The sequence below is a fragment of the Sphingobium sp. MP9-4 genome (assembly GCF_005281675.1).
Taxonomy (GTDB): Bacteria; Pseudomonadota; Alphaproteobacteria; order Sphingomonadales; family Sphingomonadaceae; genus Sphingobium; species Sphingobium yanoikuyae.
Genome location: NZ_LUFI01000001.1, coordinates 62,666 through 83,388, shown reverse-complemented (window position 1 = coordinate 83,388; position 20,723 = coordinate 62,666). Strand labels below are relative to the sequence as shown.

The window sequence follows — 20,723 nt, the reverse complement described above, 5'->3', positions numbered from 1 at the left end:
CCGGTCAAATCTCGACCTGGCTACCCAGTTCGACCACGCGATTGGTCGGCAGGCGGAAGAACTCCATCGCGCTTTCCGCGTTGCGGAGCATCCAGGCAAAAATCTTCTCGCGCCACAGCGGCATGCCGGGATTGGCCGAAGGCAGCAGCGTCTGGCGCGCCAGGAAGAAGCTGGTGTCCATCATCTTGAACGCCTGGCCGCAGCCGGTAACATTCTTGAGCGCGGCCGGAACATCCGGCTCCTGCATGAAGCCATATTGCAGCACCAGACGGAAGAAGCCGCGGCCCAGATCCTCCAGCTTGCACCGGCCGTCATCCTCGACCACGGGCACATCCTTGATCTTGACCGTCAACAGGATCACCCGCTCGTGCAGCACCTTGTTGTGCTTGAGATTATGCAGCAGCGCATGCGGCACGCCATCGGGCGTCGAAGTCATGAAAACAGCGGTGCCCGGCACGCGCACGGCGCTGTTGGCGGCCGAAGCCACGAATACCGGGATCGGCATCGCTGCCTCGCGCAGCCGTTCCTGCACCAGCCGGCGCCCGCGCGACCAGGTGGTCAGCAAGGTGAAGACGACGAAGCCGATCAGCAGCGGGAACCAGCCGCCGTCGGGCACCTTGGTCAGATTGGCCGCCAGATAGGCGCCATCGACCAGGTAGAAGACGGCAAGCAACGGCGCGGCATAATACCATTTCCAGTGCCACAGCCGATAGAGCACCACGGTCAGCAGCACATTGTCGATGAACATCGCACCGGTGACGGCAATGCCATAAGCCGCGGTCAGGTTGGACGAGGTCTTGAAGACCAGCACCAGCAGGATGACCATGACCATCAACCCCCAGTTGATCAGGGGAATGTAGATCTGGCCGGCCGTCGAGGCGCTGGTATGCTCGATCCGCAGACGCGGCATGAAGCCGAGCTGGATCGCCTGCTGCGTGACCGAGAAAGCGCCGGATATGACCGCCTGCGACGCGATGATCGCCGCCAGCGTGGCAAGGCCGATCAGCGGCAACTGCATCCATTGCGGCGCGAGATTGTAGAAGGGACTGTGCAGCGCCGCGGCGCCCTCACGGAAGAGCAGCGCGCCCTGCCCCATATAGTTGAGCATCAGCGCTGGCAGGACGAAGATCAGCCAGGACACGCGGATCGGGCTGCGGCCGAAATGGCCCATATCGGCATAGAGCGCTTCGGCGCCCGTCACCGCCAGCACGACCGAGCCCAGCGCCAGGAAGGCGGGCAGCGGATCGGTGGCAAAGAACATCACCGCCCAATAGGGATTGAAGGCGTAGAGAATGCCCGGCGTCTTGACGATGCTGAGCAGGCCGAGCGATGCGATCGTCACGAAATAGATCAGCATGATCGGCCCGAACAGGGTCGCGACCTTGTTGGTCCCCAGACCCTGGATCCAGAACAGGCCGAGCAGGATCAGCACCGCGACCGGCAGGATCGCCGGCGCCAGATTGGCATTATAGACCGCCAGGCCTTCCACCGCCGACAGCACGGAAACCGCCGGCGTGATCATCGAATCGCCGTAGAAGAGCGACGTCGCGAACACACCCAGCAGCACGATCCCGCGCGACCAGCGCTGCGTCTTGGTCCGGCCGTTGATCAGCGCCAGCAGCGCCAGGCTACCGCCCTCGCCCTTATTGTCGGCGCGCATGATGATGCTGACATATTTGAGCGTCACAACCAGCATCATCGACCAGAACATCAGGCTGATGACGCCCAATATATGGTCGGGATCGAGGTCGAGATGATGGTGCCCCGCAAAAGTTTCGCGGAAGGCGTAGAGCGGGCTGGTGCCGATATCGCCGAAGACGATACCGATCGCGCCGACGACCAGCTTGGCCGTGGCTTTCTGGCGGGCATGGCCATGCCCATCCTGCTCGCCGTCTTCGGGGACGGCGACCGCGCTGTCATCAGCCATGAAGGAAATGCTCGATCATCAATATCATGTCGCAACCCTTGCCAGGGCAATTCTCATTCCAAGGACGGAGCCCAGCAAACCGCCGGCCCCTACCATGGGCACAGGGTTCACGCAATGATCGCCCCGATGCGGATCATCGCGAAGCCGCATCCATTGCCAGCATGGCGTCGATACGCGCGATATTGGCCTGCAGTTCCGCCTTGATCTTGCTGCCTTCGGGCGCCGATTGCGCCAACGGCAACCATTGTTTGCGCGCGGCATCCAACTGGCCAGCCTGGGCGAGGGCAAGGCCATAGAAATAGCGCGGCGCCGGCCCCTCCGGGTCAAGCCGCAACGCCTGGCGATAGGCATAGTCCGCCGCCGGCGCGACCACGCCATCGGCATGCGCGACCAGCGCATTGCCCATGCCCAGCCACAGATTGGCGTCTTCCGGCGCCTGCTTGAGGCCGGAGAGCAGGACATTGGCTGCCTCCTTGGTCAGGCCGCGCCGCCCGTAGGAATCCGACATGATCAGCCATTGGCCGGCCGGGCCATAGCGCTCCGCCAGGCTGCGGCGTCGCTCCGCCAGCTTCTCGTCGAACTGCGCTTCCTTCTCGGCTGCGACCTGTCGCGGCGCGCCGGCAAGGCCGGGATGCCCCTGCCAGGCATAGCCCGCGAGGCCGACCAGCAAAGCCGCTGCAACGATCTCCCGCGTCACGCGCGGGATGCGCCCGATGAAGCAGAGCGCCGCCATGGCGAGGATGGCGATGCCGAAAGCGATGATCCAGCCCGTCATGCCCGCGGCCTCCGCTTGATCCGTCCGCGCATCAACAACAGCCCCAATGCGAGCAGGACGATCGGCGCCGCCCAGAGCGGCCAGAGGATCGGCGCGGCCGTCGGCTCATAGCTGACCCAATCGCCATAGCGCTCGATCAGCCAGCGCCTGATATGCTCAGGCTCCTCTCCCGCCCTGATCCGCTCGCGTATCTCGGAGCGCATGTCGCCGGCCATGCTGGCGTTCGAATCGGCGATCGACTGGCTCTGGCAGGTGAGGCAGCGGATGGTTTCCATCAGCGCCTTCGCCTTGCGCTCCAGCGCCGGGTCATCAAGCTGCCGGTCGGCATAGGGCGCCGGCGGCAGGGCGGTCTGCGCCTGAACCGGCGCCGCCAGCATCAGCAGGAGAAGAGAAAGCAGCCCCCTCATCATTGCGCGTCCTTCAGCCGTTGCAGCAGCATCGGCACGTCATCGGCGCGGATGTCACCAATATGCTGATAGGCGATCCTGCCCTTGCCATCGATCACGAAGGTTTCCGGCACGCCTGACGAGCCCAGTGCGATCTGCACGCCACTGCGCGCATCCAGGCCGATCCGGCTATAGGGATTGCCGTTGCACGCCAGGAAGGCGTCGACATCGGGCCGGGCATCGCGGATCGCGATCGCGTCTATCGCTACCCCAGCCTGCTTGAGCGCCATCAGTTGCGGCGCCTCCGCCGCGCAGGGAATGCACCAGCTGGCAAAGATGTTGAGCAGGCGCGGCTTGCCATCCGCCAATTGTGTGCTGGCAAGCGCCGGCCGATCGCTGGCAGCAGCCGGCAGGGTGAAGGCCGGCAAAGCCTGGCCGATCAGCTTGGAGGTGATGACACGGTCATCCGGCTTGAACAGGCCGGTGGCGAACAGCGCGAAGAAGCCGAGGAACAGGACAAGCGGTAGCCAGATCAGCAGCTTCCTCATGCCATTGCCCTCCGCGCACGCCATTTCATCAGCCAGCCGCGCCGCTCTCGCCCGACCAGCGCCAGCAGGCCGCCCAGCGCGATCATGATGCCACCCAGCCAGATCAGCGTCACGAACGGCTTCCACCAGATCCGCATCTGCCAGCGGCCAGCATCGGCTTCCTGCCCCAGCACGACATAGAGCTGGCCATTCCACCGGGTCAGCAGAGCTGCCTCGGTCGTGGTCGTCGGCGGCGAGGCGAAGAAGCGTGATTGCGGATGGATCACGACCGCGCGGCCGCTCCGTTCCGCAATGACGTCCGCCTGCAACGCCGTCCAATTGTCGCCAGCAAGCGGCAGGATACGCTGGAAGCGCAGCGTCCAGCCGGCCGTCTCGATGCTGTTGCCCGGCCGGACTGCCACAAGCTTCTCAACCGTGAACGCCGAATCGCAGGCCATGCCCGCCAGGCTGACGGCACAGCCCAGATGCGCGATCACCATGCCATAGGTGAAGAGCGGGGTGCGGCGCAGATTACGCTTCCACAGCGGCGCGAGCGATCCCACGCCGACGGCCAGCGCCACCACCAGCCCGCAATAGGGCAACAGCCCGATCCGGCCCCAGGCGAGCGCACCAACCAGCACCACGGCCGCCAGTGCGACCGCCGCCGGAACGAGCATGCGCCCGGCCACAGCGCGCGCCTGATCCCGGCGCCAGCGGGTGAGCGGCCCTGCCGCCATGACGATCAGCAGGATGAGCGCGATTGGTCCGGCAATGCGATCGAAATAGGGCGCGCCAACCGACACCTTGTGTCCGAATGCTTCGGTCATCAGCGGGTAAAGCGTGCCGATCAGCACCAGCCCGAGGATCACCGAAAGCAACAGGTTGTTGACCACCAGGAAGGTTTCGCGGCTGACCAGTTCGAACGGCGCGCCCTCGCGCACCGTGCCGATCCGCCAGCCGAACAAGGCCAAAGCGCCGCCGATATAGAGTGCCAGCAATGCCAGGATGAAGCTGCCCCGCTCCGGATCGACGGCGAAGGCATGGACGCTGGTCAATATGCCCGAGCGGACCAGGAAAGTGCCGACCATCGACATGGAGAAGGCGACGACGGCCAGCATCACCGTCCAGGCGCGCAGCGCGTCGCGGGTCGCCAGCACGGTCACGCTGTGCAGCAGCGCGGTCGCCGCCAGCCAGGGCATCAGCGATGCATTTTCGACCGGATCCCAGAACCACCAGCCGCCCCAGCCCAGTTCATAATAGGCCCAATAGCTGCCCGCGGTGATGCCAAGCGTCAGCATGACCCAGGCGGCCAGCACCCAGGGGCGCATGGCGCGAGCAAAGGCCGCATCCACCTGCCGCGTCAGCAAGGCCCCGACCGCGAAGGAAAAGGCGACCGACAGGCCAACATAGCCGAGATAGAGCGTCGGCGGATGGAAGGCGAGGCCAGGATCCTGCAGCAGCGGATTGAGCCCCTGCCCGTCCGCCGGTGCCGGGGAAATGCGGGCGAAGGGATTGGAGGAGAAGAGCAGGAAAGCGTAGAAGCCCAGGCTGATTGCCGCCTGCGCCCCCAGCGTCGCCATATGCGCGTCGCGCTTCAACGCGCGCTCGAACAGCGCCACCGCCGCGCCGGCGACGGCCATCACCGTGACCCAGAGCAGCATCGACCCTTCATGGTTGCCCCAGGTTCCGGCGAACTTGTAGAGCCAGGGCTTGGCCGAATGGCTGTTGGTCGCCACCAGCAGCACCGACATGTCGGACCGCAGGAACAGGCTGATCAAAGCGACAAAGGCGGCTGCCGTCAGCACACCCTGCAAAACAGCGACAGGTCGGACGGCGCCCAGCACCTCGCCCTTGCCGCCCGCCAGCCCCATGCCGACCAGAAACAGCTGAAGCAGCGCGAGGACCGCGGCAAACCACAGGGCAGCGAGACCGGCTTCGGCGATCATGGTGCGGCCTTCATCTCATGCGTGGTTTCATTATAGGTCATGCCGTCCAGTTCGCGGGGCATGTAGCGCTCGTCATGCTTGGCCAGCAAATTGGTGGCGACGAACCGCCCCTGCCGGTCAAAAGCGCCCTCCGCGACCACGCCGCTGCCTTCCTTGAACAGGTCGGGCGCGATGCCGCTGAAGGTCGCCGGCACGGTCGCCTTGCCGTCGGTCACGTCGAAATCGATCGTCACGCCATCGGCCGCGCGCTTGAGGCTGCCCTTCACCACCATGCCGCCCAGACGGATCGCCTTGCCGGGATCCACGCCCTTGGTCTTCACGTCGTTGGGCGCGTAGAAATAGGCCGCTTCGTCCTTCAGCGCTGATACGGCGAGCAGCCCGGCGCCGATGATCGCCACCAGCGCCGCGAGCGCCAGGATCAGCCGTTGATGCTTGGCCTTCATGTCCGGTCAGACAGCCGCTCGGCCTGACGTTCGGCCGATCGCATCGCGCGCCAGCTAACGATGGTGACGATCGCCGTACCCACCGCCGTCACGGCATAGGCGGCGATCACGAAAGCCCATTGGTTCATCTCTACCCTCTCGTCAGGCGCTGCATCCGCGCCTCGACCTTATTTTGTGCCAAAATTGCCCGCATCCGCATCAGCACGATCGCGGCGAACAACAAGGTGAAGCCGAACAGCGTCAGGCCCAGCGGCCAGAGCAACGATCCGTCGATGCTCGATCCGCGCATCGTGATGCTCGGCCCCTGGTGCAGGCTGTTCCACCAGACCACCGAACGGTTGATGATCGGGATGTTGATCGCGCCGACCAGGCCGAAGATCGCGGTCACCGGGCTGACCCCGCCCTGTCCCTGCCGCGCCGATGCATTGGCCAGGGCGATATAGCCCAGATAGAGGAAGAGCAGCACCAGCATCGATGTCATGCGCCCGTCCCATTCCCACCAGGTGCCCCAGGTCGGCCGGCCCCAGATCGAACCGGTCATCAGGCAGATGGCGGTGAACAGCGCGCCCGGCGCCGCGATCGCGCGGCCGGCTACGGAAGCCAGCGGATGGCGCCACACCAGTTGCATCAGGCCGGACACGGCGATGCCGGTCCAGCCCGCCATGCCCAGCCACGCGGCCGGCACATGAATATAGAGTATGCGCACCGTATCGCCCTGCAGATAATCCGCCGGCGTCAGGAACAGACCCGAAGCGCAGCCGGCCAGCAGCAGCACGAGGCCGGGCCAGAACAGCCAGCCCGTCATCGGACGGGCGATCTTCAGGAAGCGGGCGGGATTGGCAAAACGGTGCATGAGTACAGGTTTCTTAGCGACACCCGAACGTCAACGCCAGTGGCCGTTTAGCCCATGGAAAAGCCAGCAAAACGCAGCGTTGCCACGATTGGCCACGCTTTTTTGTTACAGGCAGGCGACAAATCGAGCGGGAGGGACTATATGCGCGCGAAAGGTCGCCCCAGAGGGGTGGTCAGGAACGGCAATGGACCCGCTCACACCCATGATTACGACGAATCCTTTCGACGACGACAAGTTGCGCGAAGAATGCGGCATTTTTGGCGTATCCGGCGCAGAAACCGCGTCCGCGATGGTAGCGCTCGGCCTTCACGCCCTGCAGCATCGCGGCCAGGAAGCGGCAGGCATCACCAGCTGGGACGGGCATGATTTCCATACCCATCGTGCCATGGGCCATGTCGCCGGCAATTTCGACCGCGACGAGGTGATTCGGGGCCTTCCCGGCGACACGGCCTGCGGCCATGTCCGTTACTCGACCACCGGCGAAACCTCGCTGCGCAACGTCCAGCCGCTCTATGCCGAACTCAATTCCGGCGGTTTCGCGGTTGCCCATAACGGCAACATCTCCAACGCGATGAAGGTCCGGCGCGAACTGATCCGCCGCGGCTCCATCTTCCAGTCGACCTCCGACACCGAAGTCATCATCCATCTGGTCGCGACGTCCAATTATCGCACCCTGCTCGACAAGTTCATCGATGCGCTCAAGCAGATCGAAGGCGCCTATTCGCTGATCGTGATGACCCCCGAGGGCATGATCGCCTGCCGCGATCCACTCGGCATCCGCCCGCTGGTGATGGGCAAACTGGGCGATTCGACTATCTTCGCTTCGGAAACCGTCGCGCTCGACGTGGTCGGCGCCGACTATGTCCGCTCGATCGATCCGGGCGAACTCGTGATCGTCACCAAGGATGGCGAAATGCGCTCGATCCGCCCGTTCGGCGAAGTGCATCCGCGTCCCTGCATCTTCGAGCATGTCTATTTCAGCCGCCCCGATTCGATCATCGACAATTCCAGCGTCTATTCGGTCCGCAAGGCGATCGGCGCGCAGCTGGCGATCGAAAATCCGGTCGAGGCCGACTATGTCATCCCGGTGCCCGACAGCGGCGTGCCGGCCGCCATCGGCTATGCGCAGGAATCGGGCATCCCGTTCGAACTGGGCATCATCCGGTCGCACTATATCGGCCGCACCTTCATCCAGCCGGGCGACAAGGTCCGCCATCTGGGCGTCAAGCTGAAGCATAATGCAAACCGCGCCCTCATCCAGGGCAAGCGCATCGTGCTGATCGACGACTCGATCGTTCGCGGCACCACCTCGCTGAAGATCGTGCAGATGATGCGCGAAGCGGGCGCGGCCGAAGTGCATATGCGCATCGCATCGCCGCCGACCAAGCATAGCTGCTTCTATGGCGTCGATACGCCCGAGCGCACCAAGCTGCTGGCGCACAAGCTGGACATTGGCGGCATGCAGGACTTCATCCACGCCGACAGCCTGGCCTTCATCTCGATCGACGGCCTGTACAAGGCGCTGGGCGAGGCGAAGCGCGCCGACATCCGTCCGCAATATTGCGACGCCTGCTTCACCGGCGACTATCCGACCAAGCTCACCGACCAGGATGAAGCGGTGGTCGAAAACCAGTTCGAACTGCTGGCAGAACGGGTCTCCTGATCCACGGGCAAGGCCCGACCGGGCGGGGTCGCACGACCCCGCCCTTTCCTTTTCCCACGACGACACCCGGCATCGGTCGGGGCGAACGGAGAGCCGATGTCTGATACCTTGCCGCTGTTCGGAAAACTTGCGCTCGTCACCGGCGCCAGCCGGGGCATCGGCGCCGCCACGGCGGAAGCGCTGGCCGCAGCCGGCGCCCATGTGATCCTGACCGCGCGCACCAGCGGCGGACTGGAAGAGGTGGAAGATCGCATTCATCAGGCCAGCGGCAGCGCCACCATCGCACCGCTCGACCTTATCGACGGCGAAAGCATCGGCCGCCTGGCCCAGGCCATTTCGGGTCGCTGGAAGGCGCTCGACATCCTCGTCCTCAACGCCGCCACGCTTGGATCGCTGGCATCGGTTCCCGCAATCGATGCCAAGGAATTTGCCCGGCTGCTGATGCTCAACATCGCTGCGCCCCAGGCGCTGATCGCCGCTTTTGATCCGATGCTGCGGGCCAGCGCCGACGCGCGGGTCATTGCCCTGACATCCTCGGTCGGCGCCACCCCGCGCGCCTATTGGGGCGCCTATGGCGCGTCCAAGGCCGCACTCGAAACGCTGGTCGGCGCCTATGGCGAGGAGATGAAGAACATCTCCGCCATCCGCACCCATATCGTCGATCCCGGCGCCACCCGCACCGCGATGCGCGCCCGCGCCTTCCCCGGCGAAGACCCCGCAACGCTCAAGGGACCGGAAACGGTCGCCAGGGCCATCCATGATCTGGTGCTGAGCGATGCCCCGAACGGCCATCGCCTGCGCGTCGAGGGTTAAGCTGCCGACTTCATCAGCGTGACCTGGGCGACATCAATGGTGCCGCCCCGGAAACCGCCTTCGCAGTACATCAGATAATAGCGCCACAAGCCCACGAAATGCTGGTCGAAACTGGCCGGCAATCGCCCTTCCTCGATCGCCCGGTCGAACCGCTCGCGCCAGCGGCGCAGCGTTTCGGCATAATGGTCGCCAAAACGACGCACGTCGCACCATTCCAGCCCGCGTTCCTGCGCCAAGGCCCGAAAGCGACTTTCGGATATCAGCATGCCGCCAGGGAAGATGTAGGTCTGGATGAAATCGGCGCCGCGCGCATAATGATCGAAGATCGCATCATCGATCAAAATATATTGGATCGCGGCGCGCCCACCGGGCTTCAGCAGGCGTGCGACCGCATCCAGATAGTCGGGCCAATAATGTTGGCCGACGGCCTCCACCATTTCCACGCTGGCGATGGCCTCATACCGCCCCTGTGCGTCGCGATAATCGGTCAGATGAACCTGCGCGCCCGATCCCAGCCGATCGCGCGCATAATCAGCCTGCTCGACCGACAGGGTCAGCCCGTCATATTGGATGGCGCAGCGTTCCATCGCCTGTTCGGCGAGGCCGCCCCAGCCGCATCCGATTTCCAGCAGCGCCTGCCCGTCACGCAGGTCCAGCCGATCCAGCAGGGCGTCCACCTTGCGCTGCTGCGCCCGTTCCAGGCTTTCGATTCGATCCTCAGGATTGAGGAACAAGGCACTGGAATAATGCATGTTCAGGTCCAGCCACAGGCCGTAGAAGTCATTGCCCAGATCATAATGGAAAGCGATGTTCCGGCGCGAGCCATTACGACTATTCCGCCGCGCCCAGTGCAACAATCGCCCTGCCCAACGGGCCGGCCCATGGGGTCGCGCGACGCGCCCCAGCGATACCGCATTGGCCATGAACAGAGCGAACAGCGGAACCGGATCGGCACTGCGCCACTCGCCCGCCGCCCAGGCGCGATACCAGCCCGCCGAGCCACCCATCGCCAGTCGCACCAAGGCGCGCCAGTCGACCAGGTCCACGACACAGTCGAACCCCGGCGCCCGTCCGCCCAGCATCCGGCGCGTGCCGTCCGGCAAAGTCGCATCCAGCGAACCCTGCTCCAGTCCTTGGTCGACGCGATCGAGCATCCGATGGAAAAGCGGCGCGAACAGGCGCGCCCGCCATCCCGGCGTCCGGTCTGCCGGCGGGCGCCGGATCGACAATGCGGCCTTGCCGCGACGGGGGTCGACTGCATTCATCGGGCCTCTTTCTGCCCCATGCCGCGCGTCGCTGCAATCACCCCTTCATCTGGCGATAGGCCGCCAGCGCACGCTCGCGCCCCTCGCGATGGCCGATCCGCTTTTCGGGATAGGATGATGGCCTAACCCCATGAAAATCCGGATCATGGATGACGCGATCGTCCAGATGCGCCAGTTCCGGTACCCATTGGCGGATATAGTCGGCGGCATCGAACTTGTCCGACTGGGTCAGCGGCGCCATGATCCGGGTGAAGAGATTGGCATCGACGCCGCTGCCCGCCACCCACTGCCAATTGACGCTGTTATTAGCATAATCCGCGTCGGCCAACGTGTCCCAGAACCAGCGCGCGCCATGGCGCCAGTCGATCAGCAGATGCTTGATGAGGAAACTGGCCGCGATCATCCGCACCCGATTGTGCATCCAACCCGTCTGCCAGAGCTGGCGCATGCCGGCATCGACGATCGGATAACCGGTTTGCCCCCGTTTCCACGCCGTCCAGTCGACTCGCGCCTCGCGCAGATCGCGCCAGCGCATGGCGTCGAAGGCCGGCTGGGCATTTTCCGATCCATAGGTCGGCAAGGCCCAGACCTGATTATGGGCATAATCGCGCCAGATCAGTTCCTTGAGATAGATGGTCGCGTCGCCCGGCGCCTGCGCCACCCGATGCCAGACCTTGGCCGGCGAAATCTCCCCGAAATGAAGATGCGGGGACAGGCGGGACGTTCCCTCCTGCGACGGCAGATCGCGCGCGACCGCATAGTCTCCGACTTCTCCCAGAAAACTGTCGAGATAGCGCTTTGCCCCCTCTTCGCCCGGCGACCAGTCGGCAGGGAAGCCGCTCGCCCAGTCCGGGTCGCGCGGCAACAAGTTCCAGCCTTCCAGCCTGTCGCTGTCCGGCCAGTGCGATGGCACCTCGATCCGCTGCGGCGCGGGCTGTGGTGGCGCGGGTGGCATGTGCAGCATCACCGCGCGAGAAAAGGGCGTGTAGATGCGATAGGGCGTCCCGCCACCCGTCCGCACCGCCTCCACTGGCAATAGCAGTCCGCCGTCATGAAGCCGCAGGTCGATCTGCCTTGCCACCGCCTTTTCGGCGTTGCGCCACCAGGGCTCATGATGGCGGATGGCATGCACCACCTGCGCGCCGCTTTCCTTGGCCACCTGCGCCAGCACATCGGCACATCGTCCGCGCCGCAAGATCAACCGCGATCCCTTCGCCCTCAATCGCTCGTCCAGGCTGGCAAGGCTGTGATGCAGCCACCAGCGCGACGCACCACCCATCGCCCATTGGCGCGGGCTTTCATCATCAAGGATATAGAGCGGAATGACCGGGCCGGCCTGCGCGGCGGCGGCGAGCGCCGCCTGATCCGAGAGGCGGAGATCCTGGCGGAACCAGATGATGATGGGGGAAGGCATGACCGCCCAATGCCTGCCTAGCACCCCGGTTCCAAATGAATTTTCCGCGCCCTTCCGGGAGATGCCCGGCAAATCCGATGAATGTCGATTCGGCCAATGGACGCGCGCATCGCCGCCGCCTATTCTGGAGCCCAATACACTAGCCATGCGCCGCCAACCGGCCATGGCTGCAGCGATGCAGGGAAAGACATGGCGTCGATGCCAGATAATGCAGAACTGAATTACCGGCCGTGCGTCGGGATCATGCTGGTCAACATGGCGGGCAAGGTCTTCGTGGGTCAGCGCCTCGATAATGTGGTGGAAGCCTGGCAGATGCCACAGGGCGGGATCGACGATGGCGAAGACGCCAAGACGGCAGCGCTGCGTGAGCTGGGCGAAGAGACCGGGATCACGCCCGAACATGTCGAAATCATCGCCAAGAGCCGCGACGAGCATTTCTATGATCTGCCGCCTGAACTGATCGGCAAGCTGTGGGGCGGCAAATATCGTGGCCAGCGCCAGATCTGGTTCCTCGCCCGCTTCCTGGGCAAGGACAGCGATATCGACATCCGGACCAAGCATCCCGAATTCCGGGAGTGGAAATGGGCTGCGCCCGAAACGCTGCCGGAGCTGATCGTGCCGTTCAAGCGCAAGCTTTACCGCGACATATTGCAGGAATTCCACGACTTGATCTGATGGGGGCTTAAAATCCCCGGTCGGTTCGCTATGACTGCGGCATGCGTCACTGTCTGGCTATCCTGCCCCTACTCTTTGCCACCCAGGCTTGGGCCAATGCGCCTGCGCTGCTGCCGCCATCCGTCCGCGAGATGCTGGAGGCGGCGATTGCCAATGGCAATGAGACGGAAATTGCGACCGTCGCCAAGATCGCCAAGCAGACCAATCCGCAATCGGCCGACCAGATCCAGCAGATGGTCAACAGCTGGAAGGAACGAACCAAGGCGACCCATGACACGGTGATTCGCGAGGCACGCTTCACCGAATTATGGACCGGCAAGCTGGAAGCCGGCGGCTTCCGCTCGACCGGTTCGACCAGCGAAATCGGCATCAGCGCCGCGGCGCAGGTCAAGCGCGAAGGGCTGGAATGGAGCCATAAGCTCAGCGCCACGGTCGATTATCGCCGCGCCAATGGCGTCACCTCGCGCGAGCGCTACACCGCCAGCTATGAACCGCGCTATCAGTTCGACCCGCGCGGTTTCGCCTATGGCCTGACCCAGTTCGAACGCGATCCCTCGATCGGCTATGACGAGCGCTACACCGCCTCGGCCGGTATCGGTTACAAGGTGATCGTCAGCAAGCCGATCGACCTGTCGCTAGACTTGGGCCCGTCCGTCCGTCATGCCAAATATGTGATCGGGCCGCGCGAAACCAAGCTGGGCGCGCGTGCATCTATGGACCTGGCCTGGCGTCTGGCGCCCAATGTCACCTTCAAGCAGACCGCTGCAGGTTACGCAGAAACTGACGTATTTTCAGTCAATTCTCTGACACAGTTACAAACCAAGGTGAGCACCCGCCTGTCCGCTGGCCTGTCCTATACGGTGCAGTATGAGTCGGAGACCCTGCTGTCCGCGCGCGACTTCGACACGCTCAGCCGCCTGACCCTCAGCTACGATTTCTGATCGGGGTGGAGCAGGCGCCCGCGCTCTGATAGACCTCCGGGATGAACGGCACCCACCCGCCCGTAACAGCCCCTGAAACCGCCCTGCTGGAACAGGCCGCCGCCGCGCCGATGCTGGCACAGGTCGAGGCATGGGCCAGCATCAACAGCGGATCGCGCAACCTGACCGGGCTCGCCACCATGGCCACCACGCTCGCCGACGCCTTTTCGGTGCTGCCGGGCGCGATCGACCTGATCGACCCCGATCCGGTCGAGACCGTGGCGCCCGATGGCCGCACATCGGTGATCCGCCATGGCCAGCATCTTCGCCTGACCGTCCGCCCCGATGCGCCGGTCCAGTTGCTGCTGACGGGGCATATGGATACGGTCTTCCCGGCCGATCATGCGTTCCAAACGCTTCGCTGGCTGGAACCCGGCATTCTCAACGGCCCCGGCGTCGCCGACATGAAGGGCGGCATCGCCGTCATGCTCGCCGCCCTGACGGCAATCGAGCATAGCGAGGCGCCCCAGACGCTCGGCTATCAAGTCGTGATCAACAGCGACGAGGAAGTCGGCAGCCCCTCCTCCGCCGCCCTGCTCCGTCAGGCCGCAGCCGGCAAGCGCGCCGCCTTCACCTATGAACCGGCCCTGCCCGATGGCACGCTTGCCGGCGCGCGGGCGGGCAGCGGCAATTTCTCGATCATCGTCACCGGCCTCAGCGCCCATGCCGGCCGCAACCCGGACGATGGCCGCAATGCCCTGCTCGCGGCCGCCGACCTCGCTTTGCGGCTGAAGGCCGGCAGCGGCAGCGGCTTTTCCTGCAATCCCGCCAAGATCGACGGCGGCAGCCCCAATAATGTCGTGCCCGACCATGCCGTGCTGCGGGTCAATTTCCGCCCGCGCACGCCGGACGATGAAATCGCGGCCCGCGCCTTGCTGGATCGGGCCATGGCCGATGTCGCCCGCGACCATGGCGTCAGCCTGCATCTCCACGGCGGCTTTGGTCGCCCGCCTAAGCCCATGGATGCCAAGGCCGAGCGCCTGTTCGGCCTGGTCAGGCGCTGCGGCGCGGACCTCGGCCTCGACATCGGCTGGCGCGACACCGGCGGCGTGTGCGACGGCAATAATATCGCGGCCTGCGGCGTACCGGTGGTCGACACCATGGGCGTGCGCGGCGGCAGCATCCACAGCGACGCCGAATTTCTGATCAGCGACAGCCTGGCCGAGCGCGCGCAACTGTCCGCGCTGGCGCTGCTGCGGATCGCCCAAGGACAATATTGAGAGAGAGGACCGCCTTTTGAGTTTCTACATGCGCACCGCGCGAGCGGACGATCTGCAGACCCTGTATGAAATGGCGAAGCTGACCGGGGGTGGCTTCACCAACCTGCCGCCCGATCGCGCCGCCCTGACCGCCAAGCTGGAGCGCACCGAACAGGCGCTCAGCCGGCAGGATGGCGGGATCAAGGATGATCTGATCGTCCTGGTTCTGGTCAATGCGCAGACCGGCCAGGTGCGCGGCACCTGCCAAATCTTCAGCACCGTAGGGCAGAGCTGGCCCTTCTACTCCTATCGCTTGGGTGTCCTCACCCAGCATAGCCGCGAACTGGCCCGCACCTTCCGCGCCCAGATGCTCTCGCTCACGACCGATCTGGAAGGATCGACCGAAGTCGGCGGCCTCTTCCTCCATCCGCGCGAACGGGCCGAGGGGCTCGGCCTGCTGCTCGCGCGCAGCCGCTATCTCTACATCCGCAACCATCGCGATCGCTTCGGCGACCGGGTGATTGCCGAATTGCGCGGCGTGATCGACGAAGCGGGCGGCTCGCCCTTCTGGGACGGCCTTGCCGGCCGCTTCTTCGGCATGAATTTCCAGGAGGCCGACGAGTTCAACGCCGTCAACGGCAACCAGTTCATCGCCGACCTGATGCCCAAGACGCCGATCTACACCGCAATGCTGACCGACAGCGCCCGCGCCGTCATCGGCCTGCCCCATCCCAATGGTCGCGCGGCTATGCGGATGCTGGAGACCGAGGGCTTCACGAACGCCGGCTATGTCGACATTTTCGACGGCGGCCCGACCATGGTGGGTCAGATCGACCAACTCCGCACCGTGGCCCAGGCACGCGACGTCACGCTGGCGGCCACCCATGACAAGGGCGGCGACAAGATGCTGGTGTCGACCGGCCTGCTCGCCGATTATCGCTGCACCTATGGCTATGTGCAGGAGGGCGAGGATGGCAGCATCTCGCTCGACGCGGCCAGCGCCGCGCTGCTGCAACTGGACGTCGGACAGGCATTCACCATGGCGGGGCGGGCATGAGCGTGCGCGAGATCAATTTCGACGGGCTGGTCGGCCCCAGCCATAATTATGCCGGCCTCAGCCTTGGCAATCTGGCCTCGTCCCGCAATGCCGGCGCGGTGTCGCACCCCCGCACCGCAGCCCTGCAGGGGATAGAGAAGATGCGCGGCAATCTGCGCCTCGGCCTCGCCCAGGGTATTTTCCTGCCGCAATGGCGTCCTGACGGCGCCTGGCTCGCGACCCTGGGCACCGACATCAGCAATGCCGATCCGCATATCCGCGCTGCCGCCATGTCGGCCTCGTCGATGTGGGCCGCCAACGCCGCGACCGTCTCGCCGGCCGCCGACACAGCCGACGGGCGCACCCACCTGACCGTCGCCAATCTCGTCACCATGGCGCATCGCAGCCATGAATGGCCCCAGACCCTGGCGCAACTGCGCCTCGCCTTTTCCGACACCCGCGCCTTTGCGGTGCATGGGCCCATCCCCGCGCCCTTTGGCGACGAAGGCGCGGCCAATCATATGCGCCTGTGCGACAGCCATGGCGCACCGGGCGTCGAGGTTTTCGTCTATGGCCAGTCGGGTGGCCCCTTCCCCGCCCGCCAGCATGTCGAGGCCAGCAAGGCCGTCGCCCGTATTCACGGCCTCGATCCGGCCCGCACCCTGTTCGTGCAGCAGTCGCAGGAGGCGATCGCTGCCGGCGCCTTCCACAATGACGTCGTCGCCGTCGCCAATGAGCGCGTTCTCTTCACCCATGAACAGGCCTTTGCCGACAAGCAGGCCTTCTACGCCTCGTTGCGCACGCTGTTGCCGTCGGTGGAGATCGTCGAAGTGCCCGCCAGCGCCGTCAGTCTGGCCGATGCGATCAAGAGCTATTTGTTCAACGCCCAACTCGTCACCCCCCCCGATGGCACCATGGCGCTGATCCTGCCGAGCGAGGCGCAGGCCGTGCCGGCGGTATGGACCTGGCTGGAACAGATGGTTGCCGGCAATGGCCCGATCCGTCGCCTCATTCCCGTCGATGTCCGTCAGTCCATGGCCAATGGTGGCGGTCCCGCCTGCCTGCGCCTGCGCGTGGTCGCGGATCCAAAGGATATCGACCCGCGTTTCCTGGTCGATGAGCCGCGCCTGGATGAAATCGCCCGCATCGTTTCGGACTATTGGCCCGAAACCATTGCGCCCGACGACCTGTCCGACACGCGCCTTATTGCCCGGATCGAACAATCATGGTTAAGCCTTGTTGACCATTTGCAACTTTCGGGCGACTTAATGCCTTAGAAGATGGACGGAAGCCTCGGATGAGTCTGATGGAACGGATCAAACGCCTCTTCACGATCAAGACCAAGTTCGAGGCTTTTCTCGTGATCTACGCGCTCGCGCTGGGCGCCAGCGAGCGCGGCGTCGTCTATATGCATCAATATCCCGGCGTGGGCGGCCAGTTGCTTGCCCTCGCCTGCTCCGGCGCTGTCTTCATGGCGGGCGGAAAAATGCTTGATGCCCTGGAACTCCAGCGCAGTTACGGCTCTTGATACTATCTGAACACCATTGCTCGCAAAGCAACACCAGTTCGCCGCACATAAGGGATATTACGTAGCCGCCACCCGTTGGTGAGGGTCTTCGTGCATGCACCCAGATTTGGGAGAGGGTCAACCATGCCGGACGACATAAGCGACAGGAGTGTCACCGCTGCGGAACTGGTCCGCAACTTTGCCCATTGGCGCGAGATCGGCGCGCGACACCCCCTGCTGATAACCCATCATGGCCGCGAAACCCATGTGTTCATGGGGCTGGACCGGTTCAAGGCGCTGGCCAGCCAGGACGAGTTCGACCAGAATCCGGATCGATTGCGCGAACTGGCCGTGCGCATGGCCCAGGGACTGATCCTGTGCCGCGCCGATTTTCGCATCGACCTGATCAATCCGGTCGCGCTGGCCATGGCACGTCGCTGGGACCGGCGGCTGGAAGGACAGATGCTTTGGGATGCGCTGCCAGAACTGGTCGGCACGCTGACCGAGGCGCATGCCCGGCATAGCCAGGTGTCTGGCGAAATCAGTGCTGCGGATATTCCATCCCCCTTCCGCGACGATAGCTGGCTCCACGTCGAAACCTTTCCCTTCGCCGACGGGATCGGCCTGCTGCTGCGCGACATCACGTCGGACGTGCAACGCCATCCCCTGGCCGACGTCAAATCGGCCATTCTCAAGGCAATGGGCATCCATGGCGGCGTCGGCTATGCCCGCCTCTCCAACCGGGGTTTCATCGAATATGTCGATGCCACCATCTGCACCCTGGTCGGGCTGCCCGAAGCCCGCCTGATCAATGCCTATATGACCGACCTCATCGCCCTGCCACAGCGGCCGCATTTCCGCCAGGAACTGGAAGCGGTATTGCGCGGCGAGGGCGACCGCCGCGTCCAGGCCCATCTGCTCACCAATGGTGGCGCCTTGCTCCCGATGGAAGGCGCGCTGGTCCAGTTGCGCGGCACCTACGGAACGGAGGGCGTTGTGCTGGTCATGACTCCGCCCTGCTTGAGCGAAAACGACCAAGCCGGATCCCAATGATGTAAAATCCAGCGGTCGTAGCGGATTTGTCCGTGTAGACCGTTCAGTATCACCCCAAAATGTCCGAAAAGCCCCAAAAATGCTGCCTCGGATTTACGCAATTCGCACAAAAGGTGCGTGAATTTCGCATACCGCTTTTTGAATGTTGCGCCTTTATTGGAGTGACATGCGGAACCTTCCTCTCCATGCGGTGCTTCGCCTCGCCCGACTGGGCCAGGCCATGTCCCGTCATGAGCGTGGCAGCGTGCTTGTCGAAGCCGCCTTCGCCCTTCCCCTAATGATCGTCCTGTTGCTCGGCATCCTGCTCTATGGCGGCTGGTTGATGACCGCCCATAGCCTGCAGCAGGCAGCCAATGACGCGGCACGCGCGGCCGTGGCCGGTATGACCGCCACCGAGCGTCGGGCGCTGGTCGACGAAAGCGTCAATGCCAGTCGCCCATCCTTTCCGCTGCCGGGCGCGCAGACAATCGGCGTCGCCGCCAATTCCAATAGCGGCTATTATACCGTCACCCTGACCTATAATCTCAGCAACGCACCGTTCTTCTCCGCTGCCATCTTCCCGATGCCCGCTGCCCAGATCCAGCGGAGCGCCGTCGTGCGGATCGCGTCATGACCCGGACACGCAACCGCATGGCCCGCCTGCTCACCGACAAGCGCGGCGGCATCAGCGTCCCGCTGGCGGGATCGCTATTCATGCTCGCCGGCGCCGCAACGGTCGCCGTCGACCTGGGATCGGTCTATCTCGCCAAGCGCCAGTTGCAGGGCGTGGCCGATGCGGCTGCGCTGGCAGCCAGCAGTGGCGGACGATCGGCCGCCGAAGCGCTACTGACCAAGAGCGGCGTGCCTGGCGTGTCCCTGGTGGCGGTCCAGACCGGCTATTATGACCAGAATAGCGCAGTCGCGGTCGGCAATCGCTTCGTGTCGGGCGACCCACGCGCCAGCGCGATCCAGGTCCAGGTCCAGCGCCGCACCCCCCTATTCTTCGGCCGCCTGCTGGTCGGCAAGGATGGCGTCGATGTGCGCGCCCATGCCACTGCCGCGCGCTCCGATGCAGCGGCCTTCTCCATCGGCACCGGCCTTGCCTCACTCAGCGGCGGCCTACCAAACATGCTGCTGTCCGCCCTCGCCGGAACGGAACTCAATCTGTCGGTCATGGACTATCAGGGGCTGGCCAACCTAAACGTCGACCTGCTCCATTTCGCCGATGCGCTCAAGGTGCGCACCGGGCGCAATGATGCCGCCTATGGCGAGTTGTTCGGCGCCAATATTCCATTGTCCGACGTTATCGGCGCCATTGCCGACACTGCGGACAATAGTGGCACGGCCGCCCTGCTCCGCAATATCGGCGGCAAGCTGCCGGGCAAGAGCGTCCGCCTCAGCGATGTCATCGATCTGGGACCGATGAAGGGGACCGGCAGTTCGACCGGCCAGCCCAGCCTGCTGCTCGACTCCTTCTCGATGCTGCGCATGGTGCTGAGCCCGCCATCCTCGACCGCCGTGCCGCTGGACCTGACCCTGAACGTTCCGGGCCTCACCAGCACGCGGCTGAAGCTCATCACCGGCACCGGCCAGGCCAGCACACCCCTGATCAGCATCACCAACGACAAGAATTTCATTCTGCGCACGGCACAGACCCGCATCTTCCTGGAGAGCCGGGTCGCAACCTTGCTGACCGGGATCGCGACGATCCGCATCCCGCTCTATGTCGAACTGGCATCGGCCGAAGCGCAATTGTCAAATATCGTCTGCGATCAAGGGGCCATCAACAATGGCGTGACGCTGGCGGTCAAGCCGTCGATCGGCACGGCGGTGATCGGTGACGTCGATGAAGCCGCGCTCACCAATTTCTCGACGCCCGCCAATCCGCGTACCGCGACTCTGGCGTCGGTCCTCGGATCGCTGACCCAGGTCCATGCCTATGCCAATGTCGCGCTGGGCGGCGTGACTCAGCAGAATGTGCTGTTCACGCCCAGCGATATTTCGGGGCAGCAAAGCAAGACCGTCAGCACCCAGGATCTGACCCAGGGCGTCGCCTCCAGCCTGGCCAACCAGACCAAGGTCACGGTGACGCTCGCCGGCCTGCAACTGCCGCTCAGCCCCCTGATCTCGCCCGTCATGAGCCTTCTGGGTGAAACGGCGCAGATTCTCGACGGCTTGCTGAACAACCTCACCGCGATCCTTGGCGTGAAGCTGGGCACCGCGACGGTCAAGGTCCACCAGATGCGGTGCGGGATGCCGACGCTCGTCGCATGATGCGCTAA

The 20,723-nt window shown here is 64.5% G+C and carries 21 protein-coding genes; 11 read left to right on the top strand and 10 right to left on the bottom strand.

The features are described from left to right. Positions 1 to 4: 4 nt before the first annotated feature. The 8 genes from A0U87_RS00430 to ccmC all read right to left on the bottom strand — a co-directional run bounded on the left by A0U87_RS00430 (position 5) and on the right by ccmC (position 6,857). The gene (locus tag A0U87_RS00430) at positions 5 to 1,927 is read right to left on the bottom strand and encodes a potassium transporter Kup (protein WP_137405171.1); all 1,923 of its coding nucleotides are present in this window, start codon (positions 1,925 to 1,927) and stop codon (positions 5 to 7) included. A gap of 133 nt (positions 1,928 to 2,060) precedes the next feature. Beyond that, positions 2,061 to 2,702, bottom strand: a complete 642-nt coding sequence (locus A0U87_RS00425) for a cytochrome c biosynthesis protein (RefSeq protein ID WP_048937160.1) — start codon at positions 2,700 to 2,702, stop codon at positions 2,061 to 2,063. After that, a complete protein-coding gene (locus A0U87_RS00420) occupies positions 2,699 to 3,109 on the bottom strand; it encodes a cytochrome c-type biogenesis protein (protein WP_048937161.1) in 411 nt (136 codons plus the stop codon). The genes A0U87_RS00425 and A0U87_RS00420 overlap by 4 nt, the downstream gene beginning before the upstream one ends. After that, positions 3,109 to 3,636 carry a redoxin family protein gene (locus tag A0U87_RS00415; RefSeq protein WP_240700486.1) on the bottom strand — a complete coding sequence of 176 codons (528 nt, stop codon included), beginning with the start codon at positions 3,634 to 3,636 and terminating at the stop codon, positions 3,109 to 3,111. Before A0U87_RS00415 ends, A0U87_RS00420 begins: the two co-directional genes overlap by 1 nt. Then, on the bottom strand, positions 3,633 to 5,561 hold the full coding sequence (locus tag A0U87_RS00410) for a heme lyase CcmF/NrfE family subunit (RefSeq protein WP_048937163.1): 1,929 nt from the start codon (positions 5,559 to 5,561) through the stop codon (positions 3,633 to 3,635). The genes A0U87_RS00415 and A0U87_RS00410 overlap by 4 nt, the downstream gene beginning before the upstream one ends. Continuing rightward, on the bottom strand, positions 5,558 to 6,004 hold the full coding sequence (ccmE, locus tag A0U87_RS00405; RefSeq protein ID WP_048937164.1) for a cytochrome c maturation protein CcmE: 447 nt from the start codon (positions 6,002 to 6,004) through the stop codon (positions 5,558 to 5,560). The genes A0U87_RS00410 and ccmE overlap by 4 nt, the downstream gene beginning before the upstream one ends. Then, positions 6,001 to 6,132, bottom strand: coding sequence for a heme exporter protein CcmD (locus A0U87_RS00400; RefSeq protein ID WP_107917594.1), 132 nt, complete (start codon positions 6,130 to 6,132; stop codon positions 6,001 to 6,003). Before A0U87_RS00400 ends, ccmE begins: the two co-directional genes overlap by 4 nt. A gap of 2 nt (positions 6,133 to 6,134) precedes the next feature. Continuing rightward, positions 6,135 to 6,857, bottom strand: a complete 723-nt coding sequence (ccmC, locus tag A0U87_RS00395) for a heme ABC transporter permease CcmC (RefSeq protein WP_037506637.1) — start codon at positions 6,855 to 6,857, stop codon at positions 6,135 to 6,137. A 184-nt stretch (positions 6,858 to 7,041) separates the two neighbouring features. On the opposite strand from ccmC, the gene purF reads away from it, so the two are divergent. Continuing rightward, the gene (purF, locus tag A0U87_RS00390) at positions 7,042 to 8,520 is read left to right on the top strand and encodes an amidophosphoribosyltransferase (protein ID WP_004207288.1); all 1,479 of its coding nucleotides are present in this window, start codon (positions 7,042 to 7,044) and stop codon (positions 8,518 to 8,520) included. Between the two features lie 96 nt (positions 8,521 to 8,616). Beyond that, positions 8,617 to 9,333 (top strand): SDR family NAD(P)-dependent oxidoreductase, encoded by a 717-nt coding sequence (locus A0U87_RS00385; protein WP_048937165.1) that lies wholly within the window; start codon positions 8,617 to 8,619, stop codon positions 9,331 to 9,333. Here the strand turns inward: A0U87_RS00385 and A0U87_RS00380 are convergent. Continuing rightward, positions 9,330 to 10,598 carry a cyclopropane-fatty-acyl-phospholipid synthase family protein gene (locus A0U87_RS00380; RefSeq protein ID WP_137405169.1) on the bottom strand — a complete coding sequence of 423 codons (1,269 nt, stop codon included), beginning with the start codon at positions 10,596 to 10,598 and terminating at the stop codon, positions 9,330 to 9,332. The genes A0U87_RS00385 and A0U87_RS00380 overlap by 4 nt on opposite strands. Before the next feature lie 37 nt (positions 10,599 to 10,635). After that, positions 10,636 to 12,012 (bottom strand): deoxyribodipyrimidine photo-lyase, encoded by a 1,377-nt coding sequence (locus A0U87_RS00375; protein WP_048937167.1) that lies wholly within the window; start codon positions 12,010 to 12,012, stop codon positions 10,636 to 10,638. Positions 12,013 to 12,201: 189 nt separating this feature from the next. Here A0U87_RS00375 and A0U87_RS00370 point away from each other — a divergent pair, with 189 nt between their 5' ends. The 9 genes from A0U87_RS00370 (at position 12,202) to A0U87_RS00330 (ending at position 20,715) form a co-directional block, all read left to right on the top strand. Next, positions 12,202 to 12,687, top strand: coding sequence for an RNA pyrophosphohydrolase (locus A0U87_RS00370; protein WP_048937250.1), 486 nt, complete (start codon positions 12,202 to 12,204; stop codon positions 12,685 to 12,687). Positions 12,688 to 12,728: 41 nt separating this feature from the next. Next, the gene (locus tag A0U87_RS00365; RefSeq protein WP_048937168.1) at positions 12,729 to 13,628 is read left to right on the top strand and encodes a DUF481 domain-containing protein; all 900 of its coding nucleotides are present in this window, start codon (positions 12,729 to 12,731) and stop codon (positions 13,626 to 13,628) included. A gap of 41 nt (positions 13,629 to 13,669) precedes the next feature. After that, the gene (locus tag A0U87_RS00360) at positions 13,670 to 14,887 is read left to right on the top strand and encodes a hydrolase (protein ID WP_137405168.1); all 1,218 of its coding nucleotides are present in this window, start codon (positions 13,670 to 13,672) and stop codon (positions 14,885 to 14,887) included. 16 nt (positions 14,888 to 14,903) lie between these two features. Further along, positions 14,904 to 15,923 (top strand): arginine N-succinyltransferase, encoded by a 1,020-nt coding sequence (locus A0U87_RS00355; protein ID WP_037506629.1) that lies wholly within the window; start codon positions 14,904 to 14,906, stop codon positions 15,921 to 15,923. Continuing rightward, positions 15,920 to 17,179: an N-succinylarginine dihydrolase gene (locus A0U87_RS00350; protein WP_048937170.1), complete on the top strand. Its 1,260-nt coding sequence runs from the start codon at positions 15,920 to 15,922 to the stop codon at positions 17,177 to 17,179. Before A0U87_RS00355 ends, A0U87_RS00350 begins: the two co-directional genes overlap by 4 nt. Before the next feature lie 29 nt (positions 17,180 to 17,208). Then, on the top strand, positions 17,209 to 17,430 hold the full coding sequence (locus tag A0U87_RS00345; protein ID WP_029547748.1) for a hypothetical protein: 222 nt from the start codon (positions 17,209 to 17,211) through the stop codon (positions 17,428 to 17,430). Between the two features lie 123 nt (positions 17,431 to 17,553). Next, positions 17,554 to 18,462 (top strand): histidine kinase, encoded by a 909-nt coding sequence (locus A0U87_RS00340; RefSeq protein WP_137405167.1) that lies wholly within the window; start codon positions 17,554 to 17,556, stop codon positions 18,460 to 18,462. Positions 18,463 to 18,628: 166 nt separating this feature from the next. Beyond that, the gene (locus A0U87_RS00335; protein WP_048937171.1) at positions 18,629 to 19,075 is read left to right on the top strand and encodes a TadE/TadG family type IV pilus assembly protein; all 447 of its coding nucleotides are present in this window, start codon (positions 18,629 to 18,631) and stop codon (positions 19,073 to 19,075) included. Beyond that, entirely contained in the window at positions 19,072 to 20,715 is a 1,644-nt protein-coding gene (locus A0U87_RS00330; protein WP_137405166.1) for a TadG family pilus assembly protein, read from the top strand. The genes A0U87_RS00335 and A0U87_RS00330 overlap by 4 nt, the downstream gene beginning before the upstream one ends. Positions 20,716 to 20,723 lie beyond the last annotated feature (8 nt).